This window comes from Pseudomonas sp. VI4.1, from assembly GCF_002029345.1.
In the GTDB taxonomy this organism is placed as follows: domain Bacteria; phylum Pseudomonadota; class Gammaproteobacteria; order Pseudomonadales; family Pseudomonadaceae; genus Aquipseudomonas.
Genome location: NZ_MULM01000181.1, coordinates 18,489 through 36,655 on the forward strand (window position 1 = coordinate 18,489; position 18,167 = coordinate 36,655).

Consider the following 18,167-nt stretch of genomic DNA (forward strand, 5'->3'; position numbering starts at 1 on the left):
TAGCGCTGTTGGCTGCCATTCAGACGCTATGCTAGCTTGGCCGCCTCGCCAGGAAGGCCGCCAACAGCAGGAGCGAAACACTATGAGGAACGCACATGGCTGAGGCCGCGCCCGCGCTTGAAATCCGCAACTTGCACAAACGCTACGGACAGCTCGAGGTGCTCAAAGGCATCTCGCTGACCGCCCGCGACGGCGACGTGATCTCGATCCTGGGTTCCTCCGGCTCCGGCAAGTCCACGTTCCTGCGCTGCATCAACCTGCTGGAAAACCCGCACCAGGGCCAGATCCTGGTGGCCGGTGAAGAACTCAAGCTCAAGGCCGCGAAGAACGGTGAACTGGTCGCTGCCGACGGCAGGCAGATCAACCGCCTGCGCAGCGAGATCGGTTTTGTGTTTCAAAACTTTAATCTGTGGCCGCACATGAGCGTGCTCGATAACATCATCGAAGCCCCGCGCCGCGTGCTCGGCCAGAGCAAGGCCGAGGCCATCGAAGTCGCTGAAGCCCTGCTGGCCAAGGTCGGCATCGCCGACAAGCGCCACGCTTACCCGTCGCAACTCTCCGGCGGCCAACAGCAACGCGCCGCTATCGCCCGCACCCTGGCGATGCAGCCCAAGGTGATTCTGTTCGACGAACCCACCTCTGCCCTTGACCCGGAAATGGTCCAGGAAGTACTTAATGTCATCCGTGCATTGGCCGAAGAAGGCCGCACCATGCTGCTGGTCACCCATGAAATGGGGTTCGCCCGTCAGGTTTCCAGCGAAGTGGTGTTCCTCCACCAAGGCTTGGTAGAAGAGCAAGGATCGCCACAGCAGGTATTCGAAAACCCGCTTTCGGCGCGCTGCAAACAATTCATGTCCAGCAACCGCTAACGGAGCTACCCGCATGCAGAACTACAAAAAGATCTTTCTGGCTGCCGCCGTCACCCTGGCCTTCAGCGCCGGTGCCGCCGCCGAGACCTTGAAGATGGGCATCGAAGCGGCCTACCCGCCGTTCAACAACAAAGATGCCAGTGGCAATGTCGTCGGCTTCGACAAGGAAATCGGCGACGCCCTGTGCGCCAAGATGAAAGTCGAATGCAAAGTGGTCACCTCCGACTGGGACGGCATCATCCCGGCCCTGAACGCCAAGAAGTTCGACTTCCTGATCTCCTCGATGTCGATCACCGACGAGCGCAAGCAAGCGGTGGACTTCACCGACCCGTACTACTCCAACAAGCTGCAATTCATCGCCAAGAAAGGCGTCGACTTCAAAACCGACAAGGATGCCCTGCAAGGCAAAGTGATCGGCGCCCAACGTGCGACCCTCGCCGGCACCTGGCTGGAAGACAACATGGAAGGCGTTGAAGTCAAACTCTACGACACCCAGGAAAACGCCTACCTCGACCTGACTTCCGGTCGCCTGGACGGCATCCTGGCCGACAAGTACGTCAACTACGAATGGCTGAAAAGCGACGCCGGCCGCTCTTACGAATTCAAGGGCGACCCGGTGGAAGAAAGCGACAAGATCGGTATCGCAGTACGTAAAGGCGACGCGATTCGCGACAGGCTGAATACCGCACTGAAAGAAATCGTCGCTGACGGCACCTACAAGAAGATCAACGACAAGTACTTCCCGTTCAGCATCTATTGATCCTGACTGGCCTGACGGGCGTCGTTCGCTGACGGCGCCCGTCCCTGGCATTGCCTGCCGCGATTTGAAAAGACATCCATGACTATCGATCTCTACGGATTCGGCCCGGCGCTCGCCGCTGGCGCACTGATGACTGTGAAACTGGCACTCTCGGCCTTGTGCGTGGGGCTGGTGCTCGGTCTGCTCGGCGCCTTGGCCAAGACTTCCCCATACAAGCCGTTGCAATGGCTTGGCGGTACTTATTCGACCCTGGTGCGCGGCATCCCGGAATTGCTCTGGGTGCTGTTGATCTACTTCGGCACGGTCAACCTGATGCGCGCCCTGGGCGAGTTCTTCGGCAACCCCGACCTCGAACTCAATGCGTTCGCCGCTGGCGTGATTGCGCTGGGCCTGTGCTTCGGCGCCTACGCCACGGAAGTGTTTCGTGGCGCGATCCTCGCGATCCCCAAGGGCCACCGTGAAGCTGGCGTAGCGTTGGGCCTGTCGAAGTTTCGCATCTTCACCCGGTTGATCATGCCGCAGATGTGGCGCATCGCCCTGCCGGGCCTGGGCAACCTGTTCATGATCCTGATGAAGGACACCGCGCTGGTGTCGGTGATCGGCCTGGAAGAAATCATGCGTCACGCGCAAATCGGCGTGACCGTGTCCAAGCAACCGTTCACCTTTTATATGGTGGCCGCCTTCATGTACCTGGGCCTGACCATTCTGGCCATGACCGGTATGCACTTTATGGAACGACGCGCCGCTCGCGGCTTCGCGAGGAGCACCCAATGAACTGGGAAGTCATCATCAAATGGCTGCCGAAACTGGCCCAGGGCGCGACCCTGACCCTGGAACTGGTGGCCATCGCCGTGATCGCCGGGCTGTTGCTGGCGATTCCGCTGGGCATCGCCCGCTCGTCGCGCCTCTGGTACGTGCGGGCAATTCCCTACGGCTACATCTTCTTTTTCCGAGGCACGCCGTTGCTGGTTCAGCTGTTCCTGGTCTACTACGGCCTGGCGCAGTTCGACGCGATCCGCAACAGCTCGATGTGGCCCTACCTGCGCGATCCGTTCTGGTGCGCCACCGCGACCATGACCCTGCACACCGCGGCCTACATCGCCGAGATCCTGCGCGGAGCCATCCAGGCGATTCCCCCGGGTGAGATCGAAGCGGCGCGGGCGCTGGGCATGTCCCGGCCCAAGGCGCTGTTCTACATCATCCTGCCCCGCGCCGCGCGCATCGGCCTGCCGGCCTACAGCAACGAAGTGATCCTGATGCTCAAGGCCAGCGCGCTGGCGAGTACCGTGACCCTGCTGGAACTCACCGGCATGGCCCGCACCATCATCGCCCGGACTTATCTGCCGGTAGAGATCTTCTTCGCCGCGGGCATGTTCTACCTGCTGATGGCCTACGTGCTGGTTCGCGGCTTCAAGCTGCTGGAGCGCTGGCTGCGCGTCGATGCCTGCCAGGGACGCTGATGGTCGCGTGCTGACGGGCGACGACTTGCTCGCCCGTTTCGCCGCGCTGGATGCTTTTCTGTTCGAGCATCAGGCGCTGTGGAAGCCCCGACCGTTCACCCATCTGCAACTCCCCTGGGAAACGTCCTACCCGGAGTTGGCGCTTTGGCTACGGGCGCGGTCGCTGGAAGAGGCGGAAAACAGCCATAACCAACCCTGTTTACTGGATGCGCCGGAGCCGTTTGCAACCCTCGCACGATTGTCCCTTGATCTGAGCGCAGTAGGCGAATTGCCGGCCCATGCGCTTGAAACGGCCGGGCATCGCTTGAATGTCGATGTGCCAGGGCGCAAATGGCAGCAGATTGAAGCGTTCGCCAGTCGGCTGGCGTTTACTTCTGTGCCGAACCATTGGCTGGATTGGTGTTCGGGCAAAGGCCATTTGGGGCGACGCTTGCTGCGAACCGGTCAGCAGCTGACTTGCCTGGAATATGACCCGGCACTGGTCGCCAGCGGCCAGGCCCTCAGCCAGCGTCATCAATTGCATGCGCTTCATGTCGAGCAAGACGTACTCGCACCGGGTGTCGCCGTCTTATTGAAGGCTGACCTCACGCCCGTAGCGCTGCACGCCTGCGGTGATCTGCATGTGCGCCTGATGCAACTCGCCAGCGCGACAGGTTGCAAACAGATGGCCATCGCGCCCTGCTGCTACAACCGGATCAGTGCCAGCGACTATCAGGCGCTTTCCCTCGCGGCCAAGGGGTCGGCGTTGCAGCTGTCCCTCGATGACCTCTCGCTCCCAATGAGCGAAACCGTCACCGCTGGCACCCGCGTCCGCCGCCAGCGCGACACTTCAATGGCCCGGCGCCTGGGCTTCGACTTGCTGCAACGGCAACTGCGCGGCATCGACGAATACCTGCCCACTCCTTCCCTGCCCAGTGCCTGGCTGGAAAAATCCTTTGCCGAATACTGCCATCATTTGGCCGCGCTTAAAGACTTATCCACAGTCGGACCGCAGGACTGGCAAGCCCTGGAAGCGGCCGGATGGCATCGGCTGGCCCAAGTGCGCAACCTGGAGCTGCTGCGCGGACTTTTCCGACGCCCATTGGAGCTGTGGCTGAACCTCGATCGGGCGCTTTTCCTCTCCGAGCAGGCATACACCGTTCAACTCGGTACCTTCTGTGAAACCGCACTCACGCCGCGCAACTTCCTGCTTCTCGCAGAGCGCTCATAAACGCCTCAGCCTGTGGATAACTCTGTGGATGAAGTTTTCCTGGATCCAATATATCCAGCTGTTTCGGGACTGAAACACAACTGTTCAAATTTCGTAAACCCGTAAAAAAACCTGTAAAACAGGCATTTGCGAGCAAACGAGAACGGATCCGCAATTTTGCCTCTAAGCAGGTGCAGGAAAGATCCCGTTGTGCATAAGCGCTACGCCAAATGAACATAACCACCCCGCAAATCCTCAACTATCTTTGCCAAGCGCCAGAATTGTCTGACGCTCAATCAGCAAGGAGCTGGGAAAATCATGAGCACATTGAACAGTGCACAGGAAGCCGTCGACACCGTCGCCAACCAGGCCATCGAGGCTGCACTGCAGCAAACCTTCGCCGTGGGCGGCGCCATCATCAACAACGCCACCGGCGAAGTCATCGCCGCCCTGCACAACAACGTGCTGATGCCCTTTCCCGGCAGTGGCACCACCTACTTCCTGCCCCATGACCCGACCGCCCACGGCGAACGTCAGCTGGTGGACTGGTACTACGAAAACGTCGCGCCACTGAACCTGCCACCCCCCAGCCAATTGACCGTCGTCACGACCCTGGACCCGTGCGCCATGTGCGCCGGCTCGCTGCTGACCGCAGGCTTCAACGTCGCCGTCAGTGCGATCGATGACTACGCCGGCATCAACTACAACAGCCAATTCAACTTCCCGTCGCTACCGCCGCAGATCCGCCAACAAGCGCAAGACACCTGGGGCTACTATGCGATTGCGGCGCCGGTCAGCCGCGCCTATCAGGGTTCGAACAGCCCGGTGTTCGCTGGCGAGACCATCGATTCGGCGGCCTACTTCCTCACCAGCTCGATCTTTTCCGCCAGCGTCAACACCGTGCGCGAGGCCAGCAACAACAGCGGCCTGCCGCCGGACCAACTGCAAAACCCGGCAAACCTCCCGGCCAACAGCAAAGTGCGCCAGGCACTGACCGCACTCAGCCCGTTCGCCCTGACCGTGCAATCGGCCAACCCCCGCGACCCCGGCGCAGAACTCGCCCCGCCGCTACTGAAAACCGCGCAGCAAGGCACGGTCTTCAACTCGGTCGCCCTCATCGACCCGTTCGGCAACCTGCTGGTGTGCCAGGCCGGCGTCGAAAACCAATCGCCGATTCGCACCGCCTTCATGGAAACCACCCGCAGCTACGCGGTCATGCGCTGGACCCTGATGAACGACCCCGACCCGGCCGTTCGCGCCCAGGCCGAGCAATACCTGACCCATCCGAAGTACGGCACCTTCGTCTTCCTATACGCCCCCGACCCCACCACACCGCAGGCCGTAATGACCTTCGGCGCCTACGGCTCGACCATGGAAGGCCCGGTGCCACAGAGCTACCCGTCCAACCTGCAATACGTGCTCCTGCCGGGCGCGACTACCGCGCAGGCGTTGTCGACACTGGCCCAGAACCTGCCGCCGTTCTACACCCAAAGCGTGCAAGTGGCGCCCGCGCAGGTGCTGAGCCAGGACCTGATCAACGCCGTCAAGAACGGCGTCTGAGGCGCTAAAGCAATTGCATTGGCCAGCCCCGCGCTAGCACTCGCGGGCCTGGCCTGACGCCTGCGCAAAAATAGTCTGAATTCAGGGGTTTACAGAACCATTCGAATCGCTATAATCGTCGCCCAACACGCCGGTATAGCTCAGTTGGTAGAGCAACTGACTTGTAATCAGTAGGTCCCGGGTTCGACTCCTGGTGCCGGCACCATACAAAACGAAGCCCTCGTAGAAATACGAGGGCTTTGTTGTTTCTGGGGTTTGGAAAATCAGATCTCAGTGACCCGCGCTCTGCCCACCATCAACGTGCAGAATTTCCCCGGTAACAAAATTGGCGCTGTCCAGATACACAACCGCCTGAGAAATGTCACTGATCTCACCCATGCGTCCAACCGGGTGAAGATTCCCCAGCGCCTCATGAGTTTCTTCACCATGCATCGGCGTCTTGATGATGCCAGGAGAAACCGCATTCACCCGAATCCCGCGCTTGGCGTATTCGATGGCCAAAGACTTGGTCGCCGCGTTCAGGCCACCTTTGGTCAGCGAAGCCAGTACCGACGGCACGCCGTCGATGGCGTGGTCCACCAGGCTGGTGGTGATGTTCACCACGTGACCGCTGCCTTGTTTCTCCATCTCGGTAATCGCGAGTTGAGTGATGTAGAAGAAGCCATTCAGGTTCACCGAGAGCACATTGGCGTAGTCTTCAGCGGTGTATTCGGTGAACGGTTTGGCGACGAAGATCCCGGCGTTGTTGACCAGGGTGTCGATGCGGCCGAAACGTTCGATCGTTTCGCGGATCACTTGCTGAGCGACCTCCGGGTTGCCGATGTCGCCCGCCACGGTGAGGATGTCCGGGTCGGTGGACGGTTTGATCGAACGTGAGGTGGCGACGACCTTGTAGTCCAGATCACGGAAAGCCTTGACCATGCCTGCGCCGAGACCTTGAGAGGCGCCAGTGATAACGATGACTTTTTTCGAATTGCTCATGATGAACCTCTACTCATAAATGATGGTTTGAAAAAACAAGTAATCAGGCTTCAGCGGGGACCTTCGCCATTTGTCTCAACATCTGTTCGTAGTACTCGACCGACTGCGAACCGGACACCAGGTGACGACCGTTGAGGATCATGGCCGGTACCGAATTGATGCCGTGCTGGCGGTAAAACGCTTCCAGCTCTCGCACTTCATTGGCAAACGCTCCGGACGCCAACACCTCTCGAGCCGCCGCCGCATCCAGTCCTGCTTCAGTGGCCAGACGAACCAACGTCTCGCGATCGCTCGGGTTCTGGCCGTCGGTGAAGTAAGCGCGCAACAGGATCTTCTTGAGTGCGACCTGCCGCCCTTCCTGCAGCGCCCACACCATCAGCCGGTGAGCATCGAACGTGTTGTAGAAGTGAGTGCGCTTCTCCAGATCGAACGTGAAACCGATGGCCGCACCCCGTTCGATCTGCATGGCCTTGCCAGCGGCGACGTCATCGGCGGTGCGTCCGTACTTGCGCATCAAGTGCTCGACCGCTTTCTCGCCTTCCGCCGGCATGTCCGGGTTCAACTCGAAGGGCTTGTAGGTCAGCTCGACCGAGACTTCACCTGCCACGTTTTCGATCGCTTGTTCCAGCGCCGTTGCGCCCAAGGCGCACCACGGGCAGACCACGTCGGAGATGAAATCGATGGAGACCGACGGCGTCACGACTTCCCCTCCTCTTCAGCCAGTTGCTTGCGGTATTGGGTGGTGGTGATGCCGGCGTAGCCCCAGTTATCGGTGTCGACTTCTTCGATCACGATGTGGGTCAGGTGCGGATCCTTGTGGAGCACGCGTTCCAGTGTTTCAGTGATTTCGGCGATCACCTGAGCTTTCTGCTCAGAGGTAACGCCATCGCGGGTGATGCGTACGCTTACGAAAGGCATGAGGAAGATCTCCAGTGTCCTGCTCATCGGGGTGATGGGTAGGTGTTGGAGCTCAATGTATGAGGTTGGCTGCGGGGGATAAAGGTGGGGGCGGGAACATCATTAGTTACTTGGTGTAATGGATACTGTCGCGCAAGCACTACTCGTTTGCCTATAAAGGATCAATCGTTTCAATTTCTGCGACACGTTATGTGAACGTGTCGCAGACGACGACATGTTTGGGTCAAATCGCTCCTGCATTAATGGCCTAACCTCAGCGATAGGATGGGCTTGGCGCTCATTCATTTCGCGTAAAGACTCCAATAAATCCTTTTGAAACTGATCCAGTTCAACGTCCATTCCTGATATCTCCTTCAGCAAGTCGACTAGGCCATCAGCAGGCCTTTGGGTTATGCAAACTATGGCTGGCCAATAATTATTGCCCAGGCATAAAAATCACTCAGGTCTCCAACCCACGCCACCACCTAGCCACGATTGCGCATCCATCTCCCTCAAGCTACCTTCAGTCCGTCGCTGCCAATTCAGCGACCGGGCCTGAGAACTCGAATCGATGCAGGAACCAATCGGAGTTCTCGTTATGAATATCTGCAATCCACTGCAAATTCTCGCTACTGGTGCAAAGGCTCACGTCCACAACCGCCCAAACAGCGGAGGTGCACAATGACCAACCCTCAAGACCTCAAAACCATCGGCCTCACCCACTTCTCCTACCACGCCAACGAACCGCTGTTCCGCATCAACGCCGGTGTCCCAGTCATCCAGGCCCTCTCCCACGCCTCCGACCTGCTCCATGTCGCCAAGCTTCTGGCATCAGACGCCGCCATGGTTCGCGACACCGACCGGCATGCCTGGGCGTCGCATTATTTGCAGGATATGAGCAAGGCGATCATCGATGATGTGGTGAAGGTGCTCGACGCACCATGTAACAACCGAGCCAGCAACCTCGCTCCATAGGCGAATCGCATGTATGAAAAAGCCCCGAATTGATCGGGGCTTTCCGAGGTTCAAAAGCCACCTCTCAACCAACGTAATGCCTGAATTCGTTGCTGTCGCGAATGAGTAATTGCATCAGCTTCGGATGGATAAAAAGCTTCTCCTTGCCCACCTGAATCTCTTCCAATACGCCAATCTCTACCAGATCTTTCAGGTAACGAGATGCAGCCTGACGCTGAGCAATTTTCTTTTCGACCACATTGCTGATACGGCAATAAGGCTGCTCGAAAATCACATCCACCAGTTCGCGCGTGTAGGTTTTCGGCAGTTGCTCACGCACAAACTGCATGGTGTGTTCGGACAATGCACGGATGGCCGAAATCTTGGCCGTCGTCCAGCGAGCGGTCTCTTCTACCGCGCTTAGCATGAACAACAGCCATGGTTCCCAGGCTTGTTTGGTCGTAACTTCCAGCAAGAGCCGGTAGTAATCGGCACGGTAGGCAATGATGTAGCGGCTGAGGTAGAGGATCGGCAGGTTCAGGAGGCCTTCCTGGATCAAAAACAGGGTGTTGAGGACCCGTCCTGTACGACCGTTCCCGTCGATAAAGGGATGGATCGCTTCAAACTGATAATGCCCGACAGCCATGCGAACCAGGGGATCGAGCTCGGTTTCGTTGTGCAGAAAGCGCTCCCAGTTGGCGAGAAGGTCGCGCAAGTGTTCCTCCCCTTCGGGCGGGGTGTAGATGACTTCACCGGTGCGGTCGTTCGCGAGCTGAGTGCCTGGCGTGCGGCGGATATCCAGTTTCACGCCTTTCAGGGTGCGGCAGATTTCTACGGCGGTGTTGGTGGACAACGGGCGTTGGGCCAAGGATAGAAAGCCTTGGTTCAGCGCTGTTCGATAACGCAATGCTTCCTTGGTCGCCGGGTCCGCATGGTTTTCAGTGTCTTGAGCATGCTGGAACAGTAAGTCCGTGGTAGTGACGATACTTTCTATTTCCGAGCTGTCTTTGGCTTCCAGCAGGGGAATGGTATTGATCAGGACCGTTTGGTTCGGAATCAGCTCTGCTGCCTGTTTCAACTCGGCCAGCGCGGTGCGCGCCTCAATGCATTTTTTGAGGACTGCACGTGTTTCCAGCTCGATCGCTGGCGGTAGCAGCGGCAGTTGGTTGTAGGGCCTGTCGGCCTGCCATGGCAGAAGCGGTTCGGTCATGGATGCATTCCTGATCATTTTGTATGTTTTTTGAGCAGAGAGAGGCTTCACTCATGTCGCCAGTGTAGACATGAGGCCTTAACGTGTCGCAATTTTCCACTTTTTGCGACACGTCCTGGGAACATGTCGCCGCGGACGACATGTTGGCGACACGTGTTACCGAAACGGGATTTTGACGACATGAGCGTTGTGATCATTTTTGGTAGGAGCCAGGCTTGCCGGCGATAGCGATCCTGAGGACGCCTTCGCCGGCAAGCCTGGCTCCTACAGAGTTCAGTATTCTAATTGACGATCACGGTTTGCACAGTGATACAGCGCTATCCGCACTCATCAGAAATCTCGTCCTTTTTCGAGCAAAATCGCTGGCGAATATCTCGTGCTTCCATCATGGCACTGGCCGTCTTCTCCGATGGTTGTCGCGGTTCGAACGGAAGCCCCTGAGTTGCTACGACCTGACGAAGAAAAAGATGCATGGCGTCATTGATACTAAGACCGCTGGAGCTCAAGACTTTAGCCGCACACGCCTTCAAATCCTTATCAATTCGACAACACACATATGTGGATTTCAACAATACAACCATAGTAATAACCACCATCAGTTGGATTTCTGGTCCAGCATTTTCAATCGTTCAAGTACGCAATAAATATCAGCCTGATCCCTTTAGTACTCCAGAACCGTCCCGATTCAATGGAGGAAATTTCTGACAGCGCCGAGCTCTGAATCGCACGCACAAAAAAGCCCCGAACCCGTCGGCAATGCTGTTCAGTTAAGGACATTGTAGGAGCGAGCTTGCTCGCGATGGATTCCAGAACACCGCGTGTTATCCAGCAAACACGCGTTATCGTTGGCGACCATCGCGAGCAAGCTCGCTCCTACAAAGGCTTAACTGACCAGCATTACGAACCAGTCGGGGCTTGTTTTCTCTCAGCCTTGAATCAAGCCTGTATACCGCAACCGATCATCAGAAAACGTTGATCGGGTAATCCACAAACACCCGTACTTCGTTGCCGCTGACGTTGTATTCGCTGGATTTCTGCGACACGCGCAGCACCGAGCTGCGCAGTCTAACGCTCAGGTCCTTGGCCGCGCCGCTTTGCACGACGTACTTGAACTGGTTGAAGATTTCACGCTCGGTGCCGCCTTCGCTGGTGGACGTGGTGATGTTGCTGCCACGCACATAGGCGACGTTGTAGGTCAGGCCCGGAACACCGAAGGTGGTGAAGTCGAGGCCGTAGCCCAGCTGCCAGCTGCGTTCGTCTTCGGCGTTGAAGTCGGACCAGTAGGAGTTCGCCAGGTAGATGGTATTGCCGCCGTCGCCGACACGGCCTTGATCCTTCTGGTAGCCGCCATAGGCATAGCCCAGGTTGCTGTCGCCCGTGCTGCGCTGGTGCGCGAGGGTGAACGAGTGCGGACCGGTGGCGAAGGTGGCAGCCAGGCTCCAGATCTTGTTGTCATCACCGGTAGCACCGCTTTCGCGGACGTAGGAATCGTCCAGCTTGGTGCGGTAGCCGTTGAAGTCCAGGGTCAGGGACTGATCCTTGTCGATCGGGATCGCGTAGTTGGCGTTCACGTATTGTTTCTTCAGCACGTCTTCGACGTCGGAAGCGTACAGCGCAGCCTTGAACTGCTCGGTGAACTGGTAGCTACCGCCCAACACGTTGATCGATTTCAAGCCACCGCTGTCACGGCCTTCCGCGCTCTTGCGCGATTCGGCGGTGAAGCGACCGGCATTCAGCTCCAGGCCCTTGATCTCCTTGGAGGTGATCAGGGTGCCGGTGTAGCTTTCCGGCAGCAGGCGCGAGTTGTCGTAACTCAGCACCGGTAACGCCGGCATCTGGTCGCCGTAGGTCAGCGTGGTGCTGGAGAGACGGAATTTGACCGCTGCGCCGCCCTTGGACAGGTCATTTGCCGCGCTGCCGCTGTCGCCCTTTTTAAAGAAGTCGATACCTTGTGCGCCGGTACGGCCTTTGCCGCCATCCAGGCGCAATGCGTACAGACCGAAAGCATCTACACCCACGCCGACGGTGCCTTGGGTGAAACCGGACGAGAAGGTGCCGATGGCCGCTTGGCCCCACTCGGCTTTGTCCGGATTGCCGTCTTTGTAGTCGCGATTGATGTAGGCATTGCGCAGCAGCACTTTGAGGCTGCTGTCTTCAACGAAACCCTTGGATTCGGCCTGGTCGTTAGCCATGGCCTGTGTAGCACTCAACATCCCCAGAGCGATCAGGCTGATTCGCTTGTTCAACATTTTATTCTTTTCCTTATTACGGGTTGATACGCGCTGTGCCCAACGGCTGAAATGGCGCTTTTGCGCTCTTTTTTCACCTTAAAACAATAAGGCCCGCCCACGACGAGTCGCGGCGGGCCTTATTGTAATTTTATGAGTCATGGCGGTTAGCCACAGGCGTTGGGCGAATCGTAGCCGCGCCGTTAACTGTGTGTCAATTTCATGAATCGTCTGTGAATAGGTAGAAATCGTCTAAGAAAAGATTTGCCTGCGTTCGCCCACGGCTCAACCCAAACCATTTACCTGCAGCGAAAACGGGCCAACGAGCGGCATAAAGACTTACGAATTATCTGTCTGAGAATATTTCATTCGGGATCCTTCCATCACATCCCACAAGGCTTCCAGCTCTGCTTCGCTGAATAAACCAGCGGGATAGCGCTCGATCATCGTGCGGCGCGGATCCATCGCAAGCGTTCCATCGGCCTGCAACCAGTGCGGCAGGCTCTGGAGCGATTCGCTGTTTACTGCCGGGGGATGCAACGCCCGCTCGCTCACTTCATTCACTTCGGCGTTCATTCCACGCTCTCTCCAGGTTCGTGAGCGGCTAACTTATCCAGGGTTTATGACAGAACACCGTAGTCCTCCCCTCCCTGCTCAACACCAGGACAGATACAAGAGCTGTGCCAAGGAAACGCAATCGTCGACGGACGGAGACAAAAAAGCCCGCAATCCTGATGGGCTGCGGGCTCTTGCAAGGCACTGAGGAAAAAACCTTGCCGGGTCGATTTTGCTTTTAACTCAAGCTGTTACAAGCGCACTCACTCCTGGTGTGGCGCAGGCTGTTGTTGGGTAAGGCAGTGGATATTGCCGCCACCCAGTAACAGTTCGCGCCCCGGTACCATCACCACTTCGTGCTGCGGAAACAGCGCCTGCAGAATCTCTTTTGCCGGACCGTCCAATGGATCATCGAAACTCGGCGCGATGATGCCACCGTTGACGATCAGGAAGTTCACGTAGGAACCGGCCAGACGAACCGTCGGATTACGTTCCTGAGTGCCGTCCACCGGGTCGACGCCTGCGCACTCTTCTTCGGTCGCATACAGCGGCCCCGGAATCGGCATCTTGTGCACCGTGAAGGGGCGACCCTTGGCGTCGGTGCTGCCTTGCAACACTTTCATTGCCGCCTGGCAGCGCGGGTAGTTCGGGTCTTGCGGATCATCGGTCCAGGCCAACAGCACTTCACCCGGACGCACGTAGCAGCAGAAGTTATCCACATGACCATCGGTTTCGTCGTTGAACAAGCCATCCGGCAGCCAGATGATTTTATCCACAGCCAGGTTCGCGCTGAGCACCGCTTCAATTTCTGCCCGGTTCATGTGCGGATTGCGATTGCGGTTGAGCAGGCATTCTTCAGTGGTGATCAGCGTGCCTTCGCCATCGACGTGAATCGAGCCGCCTTCGAGCACGAAGCCCTCGGTGCGGTAGCGCGGGCTGCGTTCGATCTCGAGGATCTTGCCGCCCACCTGCGAATCACGGTTCCACGGCGAATACAGGCCTCCATCGAAACCGCCCCAGGCGTTGAAGTCCCAATTCACCCCACGGACTTCGCCACTGTCATTGATCACGAACGTCGGGCCGGTGTCGCGGACCCAGGCGTCATCACTGGACATTTCGACGACACGAATATTCGGCACGTCGAGCCGGGCGCGAGCGTTTTCGTATTGACCGGCGGATACCGCCACGGTCACCGGCTCGAAACGGGCGATGGCTCTTGCAACCGCCACGTGTGCGGCTTGCGCCGGTTTGCCACCCAGGCGCCAGTTGTCCGGACGCTCGGGCCAGATCATCCAGGCCTGGGTTTGCGGCGCCCATTCAGCCGGCATGTAAAAGCCGTCAGCGCGAGGGGTGCTGTTCAAAGTGGTCATAGCGATCAGGACTCCAGGGAACCGTCGAGGGTTTTCAGCGCGCCGTACAGGTTCGGGCGACGATCACGGAAAGACCCCCACGCGCTGCGGATGTGCTCGAGCTCGTCGAGGTCGAAACTGTGCACCAGAATACCTTCTTCGGTTTTGTTGAGCTCCTGAACTTTTTCACCAAACTGGTTGGCGATGAACGACGAGCCGTAGAACGTGATGTCGTAGCCGTCCTGTTCTTCGTTGCCGATGCGGTTGCTGGCGATGAGCGGCATCAGGTTGGCGCCGGCATGGCCTTGTTGCACGCGCTGCCAGTGGTCACGGGACGAAATGGTCTTGTCATGTGGCTCGCTGCCGATGGCAGTTGGATAAAACAGGATTTCTGCGCCTTCCAGCGCCATGCTGCGCGCGCACTCAGGGAACCACTGGTCCCAGCAGATGCCCACGCCGATTTTCGCGTAACGGGTGTTCCAGACTTTGAAGCCGGTATCGCCCGGGTTGAAGTAATACTTTTCGTGATAGCCAGGGCCGTCCGGGATGTGGCTTTTACGATAAATCCCGAGGTTGCTGCCGTCGGCATCGATGATCGCGATGCTGTTGAAACGTGCGCGGCCCGCCAATTCATAGAAGCTGATCGGCAGCACCACCTGCAGTTCCCTGGCGACCTTCTGGAAATGCTTGATGGCGACGTTGTCTTCAACGGTCGTCGCCAGCTGCAGGTAATCCGGGTTCGGCTTCTGGCAGAAGTAGGGAGCCTCGAACAGCTCCTGGATCAGAATGATCTGCGCGCCTTTGGCCGCGGCCTCACGGACCAGCTTCTCAGCGGTCTCGATGTTGGCTTCAAGGTCCCAGGAACACGCCATCTGGGTAGCGGCGACGGTAACGATACGGCTCATGAATCGGCTCCTGAGCAAGTGCTTGAGGGTCGAGTGTGGCATCGACCGATGACAGAAACGGGAAGCACCGGGTGTGGTGAGGCACACCGGGGCGACGACGACTTTATATCCGATAAATATCGGCTATAAAAGCGACAATCTCTCCATTCGTCTAAATATCGGCAATAAAATACGATAATAATCGAATAAAATGCGTTCCTGTGGGAGCGGGCTTGCTCGCGAATGCGGTACATCAGTAGACATCAATGTTGAATGAGTAACCGCATTCGCGAGCAAGCCCGCTCCCACATTTGTCCGTGTACACAGGGGAATTGTGTTTACAGACCTTCGGCGAGCGCCTTCGCCAACATGTCGACAAAGAAATCCACACTCTGGCGTGAGGTGACCATCGGCGGTTTGATCTTGAGGATGTTCAAATAATCGCCGGTCGGCTGCATGAAAATACCCAGCTCACGGAGCCGATCACACAGGGCTGTGGTTTCTTGCGTCGCCGGCTCCAGGGTTTCACGGTTGCGAATCAGCTCGACGCCCAGATAAAAGCCGGAACCGTGCACCGCGCCCACCAGCGGATGAATATCGATCAGCGCCTCAAGACGCTGCTTGAAATACCCGCCCACGACCTGCGCGTTTTCCCAGAGCTTTTCTTCTTCCATCACATCCAGCACCGCCATGCCGATCTGGCAACTGACCGGGCTACCGCCAGCGGACGAGAAGAAATACCCCTCGGCCTCCAGCGCTTCGGCGATTTCCCTGCGGGTGATGACTGCGCCCAGCGGCTGGCCGTTACCCATGCCCTTGGCCATGGTGATGATGTCCGGCACCACGCCCTGCTCTTCAAAGCCCCAGAAGAAGTTGCCCATGCGCCCGTAACCGACCTGCACTTCGTCGGCGATGCACACGCCGCCTTGGGCGCGAACCATCGAATAGACCTGTTTCAAATAGCCCGGCGGCAGCGAGATGCCGCCGGCGTTGCCGTACACCGGTTCGCAGATGAAACCGGCGAGCTGACGTTGCTGCCCGGCAATTTTTGCCAGGTTGTGTTCGACGCTGCGCACGTAGTCCGGTGCGCTGCCGGCGCCGCGGAATTCGCCGCGATAGGTGTTCGGCGCGGTCACCGGATGGACCCAGTCCGGGCGGCTGCTCAACGCTTTGGGGTTGTCGGCGATCGAGGTCGAGACCGCGTCCGCGCCCACTGTCCAGCCGTGATAGGCCTCCAGCACGCTGAGCATGTCGCGCCCGCCGCTGTAGGCCCACGCCAGGCGAATCGCCAGGTCGTTGGCCTCGCTGCCGCTGTTGACCAGGAATACGCGATCCATGGAGTCCGGCGACAACTTCAGCAAGCGCTCGGAGAACTCGGCAATCGCCGCGTAGTTGAACCGCGAGTTGGTGTTGAGCAGCGACCACTGACGGCTGGCGACCGCGGCCATGCGCGGGTGACCATGACCGAGCACCGCGACGTTGTTGAGCATGTCGAGGTAAGACCGGCCCTGCATGTCGATCAGGTGATTGCGCCAGCCGCGTTCGATGCGCGGCGGGTCGAGGTAATAGTGTTTTTGCGTGCGGGCGAAACTGGCATCGCGGCGCGCCAGCAATGTCGCCGAATCGAGTTCGACTTGAGCATCGCAGGCCAGTCCCAGCAACGCCGCCGGCGACGGGCACAACGCTTGCCAGGCAGCGGCGCGGGACGGCGTGCAAAACAGCGGAGCATCGAACGATGTACCTCGGCACAACTGCACCACCAACGGCCCGCTGACCGAACCCAGTACCTGGCCTTTGACCAGCGCCGCACCGGTGTGCAGCGACGGCGTCACGCCCCATAACCGCACGCTCAATTGGGGGCCGTCCAGTTGCAACAGGTTCGGCGCCGGCTGATGAACCACACCGGCAAAAGGCGATTCCACCGCCGTGCCATGGGGCACTTGCAACTCGACGTGCAACGGGAAAGTGTCCGGTTCAATGGCACTGTCCGGCCGGGTACGAGACAACCGGTATTGCCCATAACGGCTGGCGGCCAGACCGTGAGTCGCCGCCGCTTCGGCCAACAGGCGCTGGTCGATGCCTGCCTGCTCCCAGTTACCCGCTTCGAAATGCGGGCTGAGCACGCCCAAATCGATCAAGGCAAACTCACGTCCCACCAGCCCCGGCAGCAGCGGCGCAAAACCTTCGCTGTCGATTGTCGGCAGGCCCTGACCGACCGCGGCAAGAATCGCCGCCTCCATCAACGCCAACGGCACCGAGGAGGCCACGCGGAAGATTTCCCACTCATGGGTCAGGTTGTCGCGACTGTATTCATTGCCCGGATCGATACTGACCTGCTGCTCGCCGCTGAGCACCAGCACCGCCGCCCGCGCGACAATCAGCGGCCAGAGTGCCCGCAGTTCTGCAGGCTGCAACGGATTAACCCGGTGATAGGCCTGGACCGCCGGCAAGATGTAGAAAGGGTCGCCTCCAGCATGATGCAACAATGCTGCGCACGTCACCGACAGATCGGTAATGCGCCAGGTGCGAACCAGGTCGCCGAAATCGATCACGCCCCGCATTTGCCATTGGCGTTGCGAATCACGCTGCCAGACCACGTTGTCGTCGGTGATGTCCATGTGGATGGCCTGCACTGGCAACTTATCCACAAGCGGCTGTAAATGGCGTTCGGCACGTTCGGCCACATCGGCGATCAGCGCTCGCTGCCGATCGTCCTTGATGATTGGCAACAAATGGGCGATTAACGCGCTGGCATGCCGGGCGTCCCATTGCAGCGTGCGTTCGAGACCCGGATGGTCGAAATTGGCCAGTGCCAGAGCCATTTCGCCACACAGTCGACCGAACCCGGCCACCACCGAACCGGGCAAATGATCCAGGTGCGTGAGTGACTGGCCTTCGATGAAATCGAGCAGGCGCACATGCACCGATTGGCCGCCGACGTCCAGGGTCAGCAGGTCTGCACCATTGTTCGCAGGGATCACCCGTGGCACCTGCACCTCGGGATGTCCAGCCAGATGCCTGAGCCCTGCATGCTGGGCTTGCAGCTCCAGCGCCGAATAATCGCCACGGCAGATTTTCAGGACGAATGGCCCCTGGTCACTGTCAACGCGATAGTTGAGGTCCTGTTGACTGCCAAGGGCCTGCAACCTGCCGCTCAGCCCGTAATGCCCTTCAAGCAACGCCAGCGCTTGCTCCATGGATACTTGCGGACTGGGCAAACTGGCACGATGAATCAACGTGGCGAGCGGCATACAACGACCCCTTTAATTTT

At 58.6% G+C, this 18,167-nt stretch carries 17 protein-coding genes and 1 tRNA gene; 8 read left to right on the forward strand and 10 right to left on the reverse strand.

Features of this window, described 5'->3' with window-relative positions; all coding sequences use genetic code 11:
- Positions 1-95 precede the first annotated feature (95 nt).
- The 7 genes from BZ163_RS29215 to BZ163_RS29245 all read left to right on the forward strand — a co-directional run bounded on the left by BZ163_RS29215 (position 96) and on the right by BZ163_RS29245 (position 6,043).
- Positions 96-869: an ABC transporter ATP-binding protein gene (locus BZ163_RS29215; protein ID WP_128873804.1), complete on the forward strand. Its 774-nt coding sequence runs from the start codon at positions 96-98 to the stop codon at positions 867-869.
- Between the two features lie 13 nt (positions 870-882).
- Positions 883-1,629, forward strand: coding sequence for an ABC transporter substrate-binding protein (locus BZ163_RS29220; RefSeq protein ID WP_128873805.1), 747 nt, complete (start codon positions 883-885; stop codon positions 1,627-1,629).
- 78 nt (positions 1,630-1,707) lie between these two features.
- On the forward strand, positions 1,708-2,403 hold the full coding sequence (locus tag BZ163_RS29225; protein ID WP_128873806.1) for an ABC transporter permease: 696 nt from the start codon (positions 1,708-1,710) through the stop codon (positions 2,401-2,403).
- Entirely contained in the window at positions 2,400-3,089 is a 690-nt protein-coding gene (locus BZ163_RS29230; RefSeq protein WP_128873807.1) for an ABC transporter permease, read from the forward strand. Before BZ163_RS29225 ends, BZ163_RS29230 begins: the two co-directional genes overlap by 4 nt.
- Positions 3,070-4,299, forward strand: coding sequence for a methyltransferase (locus BZ163_RS29235; RefSeq protein ID WP_128873808.1), 1,230 nt, complete (start codon positions 3,070-3,072; stop codon positions 4,297-4,299). The genes BZ163_RS29230 and BZ163_RS29235 overlap by 20 nt, the downstream gene beginning before the upstream one ends.
- A 297-nt stretch (positions 4,300-4,596) precedes the next feature.
- On the forward strand, positions 4,597-5,838 hold the full coding sequence (locus BZ163_RS29240; RefSeq protein ID WP_128873809.1) for a nucleoside deaminase: 1,242 nt from the start codon (positions 4,597-4,599) through the stop codon (positions 5,836-5,838).
- 129 nt (positions 5,839-5,967) lie between these two features.
- Positions 5,968-6,043 (forward strand) — tRNA-Thr (locus BZ163_RS29245).
- A gap of 65 nt (positions 6,044-6,108) precedes the next feature.
- Here the strand turns inward: BZ163_RS29245 and BZ163_RS29250 are convergent.
- Genes BZ163_RS29250 through BZ163_RS29260 form a run of 3 tightly spaced genes read right to left on the reverse strand, consistent with a single transcriptional unit; the run spans position 6,109 to position 7,737 of the window.
- Positions 6,109-6,819, reverse strand: a complete 711-nt coding sequence (locus BZ163_RS29250) for an SDR family NAD(P)-dependent oxidoreductase (protein WP_128873810.1) — start codon at positions 6,817-6,819, stop codon at positions 6,109-6,111.
- A 43-nt stretch (positions 6,820-6,862) separates the two neighbouring features.
- On the reverse strand, positions 6,863-7,519 hold the full coding sequence (locus BZ163_RS29255; protein ID WP_128873811.1) for a DsbA family oxidoreductase: 657 nt from the start codon (positions 7,517-7,519) through the stop codon (positions 6,863-6,865).
- A complete protein-coding gene (locus BZ163_RS29260; RefSeq protein WP_128873812.1) occupies positions 7,516-7,737 on the reverse strand; it encodes a 4-oxalocrotonate tautomerase family protein in 222 nt (73 codons plus the stop codon). Before BZ163_RS29260 ends, BZ163_RS29255 begins: the two co-directional genes overlap by 4 nt.
- Before the next feature lie 660 nt (positions 7,738-8,397).
- Between BZ163_RS29260 and BZ163_RS29265 the strand changes: the two genes are divergently transcribed.
- Positions 8,398-8,691: a DUF3077 domain-containing protein gene (locus BZ163_RS29265; protein ID WP_064675418.1), complete on the forward strand. Its 294-nt coding sequence runs from the start codon at positions 8,398-8,400 to the stop codon at positions 8,689-8,691.
- A gap of 64 nt (positions 8,692-8,755) precedes the next feature.
- Here the strand turns inward: BZ163_RS29265 and fic are convergent, their stop codons facing one another.
- From fic to BZ163_RS29300, 7 genes are all read right to left on the reverse strand, one after another.
- Positions 8,756-9,880 (reverse strand): protein adenylyltransferase Fic, encoded by a 1,125-nt coding sequence (gene fic / locus BZ163_RS29270; RefSeq protein WP_128873813.1) that lies wholly within the window; start codon positions 9,878-9,880, stop codon positions 8,756-8,758.
- 317 nt (positions 9,881-10,197) lie between these two features.
- Positions 10,198-10,476, reverse strand: coding sequence for a type II toxin-antitoxin system RelB/DinJ family antitoxin (locus tag BZ163_RS29275; RefSeq protein WP_371916838.1), 279 nt, complete (start codon positions 10,474-10,476; stop codon positions 10,198-10,200).
- A 366-nt stretch (positions 10,477-10,842) separates the two neighbouring features.
- Positions 10,843-12,129 (reverse strand): OprD family porin, encoded by a 1,287-nt coding sequence (locus tag BZ163_RS29280; RefSeq protein ID WP_128873814.1) that lies wholly within the window; start codon positions 12,127-12,129, stop codon positions 10,843-10,845.
- 318 nt (positions 12,130-12,447) lie between these two features.
- Positions 12,448-12,684, reverse strand: coding sequence for a hypothetical protein (locus BZ163_RS29285; RefSeq protein ID WP_128873815.1), 237 nt, complete (start codon positions 12,682-12,684; stop codon positions 12,448-12,450).
- Between the two features lie 242 nt (positions 12,685-12,926).
- Positions 12,927-14,033 carry an agmatine deiminase gene (aguA, locus tag BZ163_RS29290; RefSeq protein WP_128873816.1) on the reverse strand — a complete coding sequence of 369 codons (1,107 nt, stop codon included), beginning with the start codon at positions 14,031-14,033 and terminating at the stop codon, positions 12,927-12,929.
- Positions 14,034-14,038: 5 nt separating this feature from the next.
- Entirely contained in the window at positions 14,039-14,917 is an 879-nt protein-coding gene (aguB, locus tag BZ163_RS29295) for an N-carbamoylputrescine amidase (RefSeq protein WP_128873817.1), read from the reverse strand.
- Positions 14,918-15,234: 317 nt separating this feature from the next.
- Positions 15,235-18,147: an aminotransferase gene (locus BZ163_RS29300; protein ID WP_128873818.1), complete on the reverse strand. Its 2,913-nt coding sequence runs from the start codon at positions 18,145-18,147 to the stop codon at positions 15,235-15,237.
- Positions 18,148-18,167: the final 20 nt, after the last annotated feature.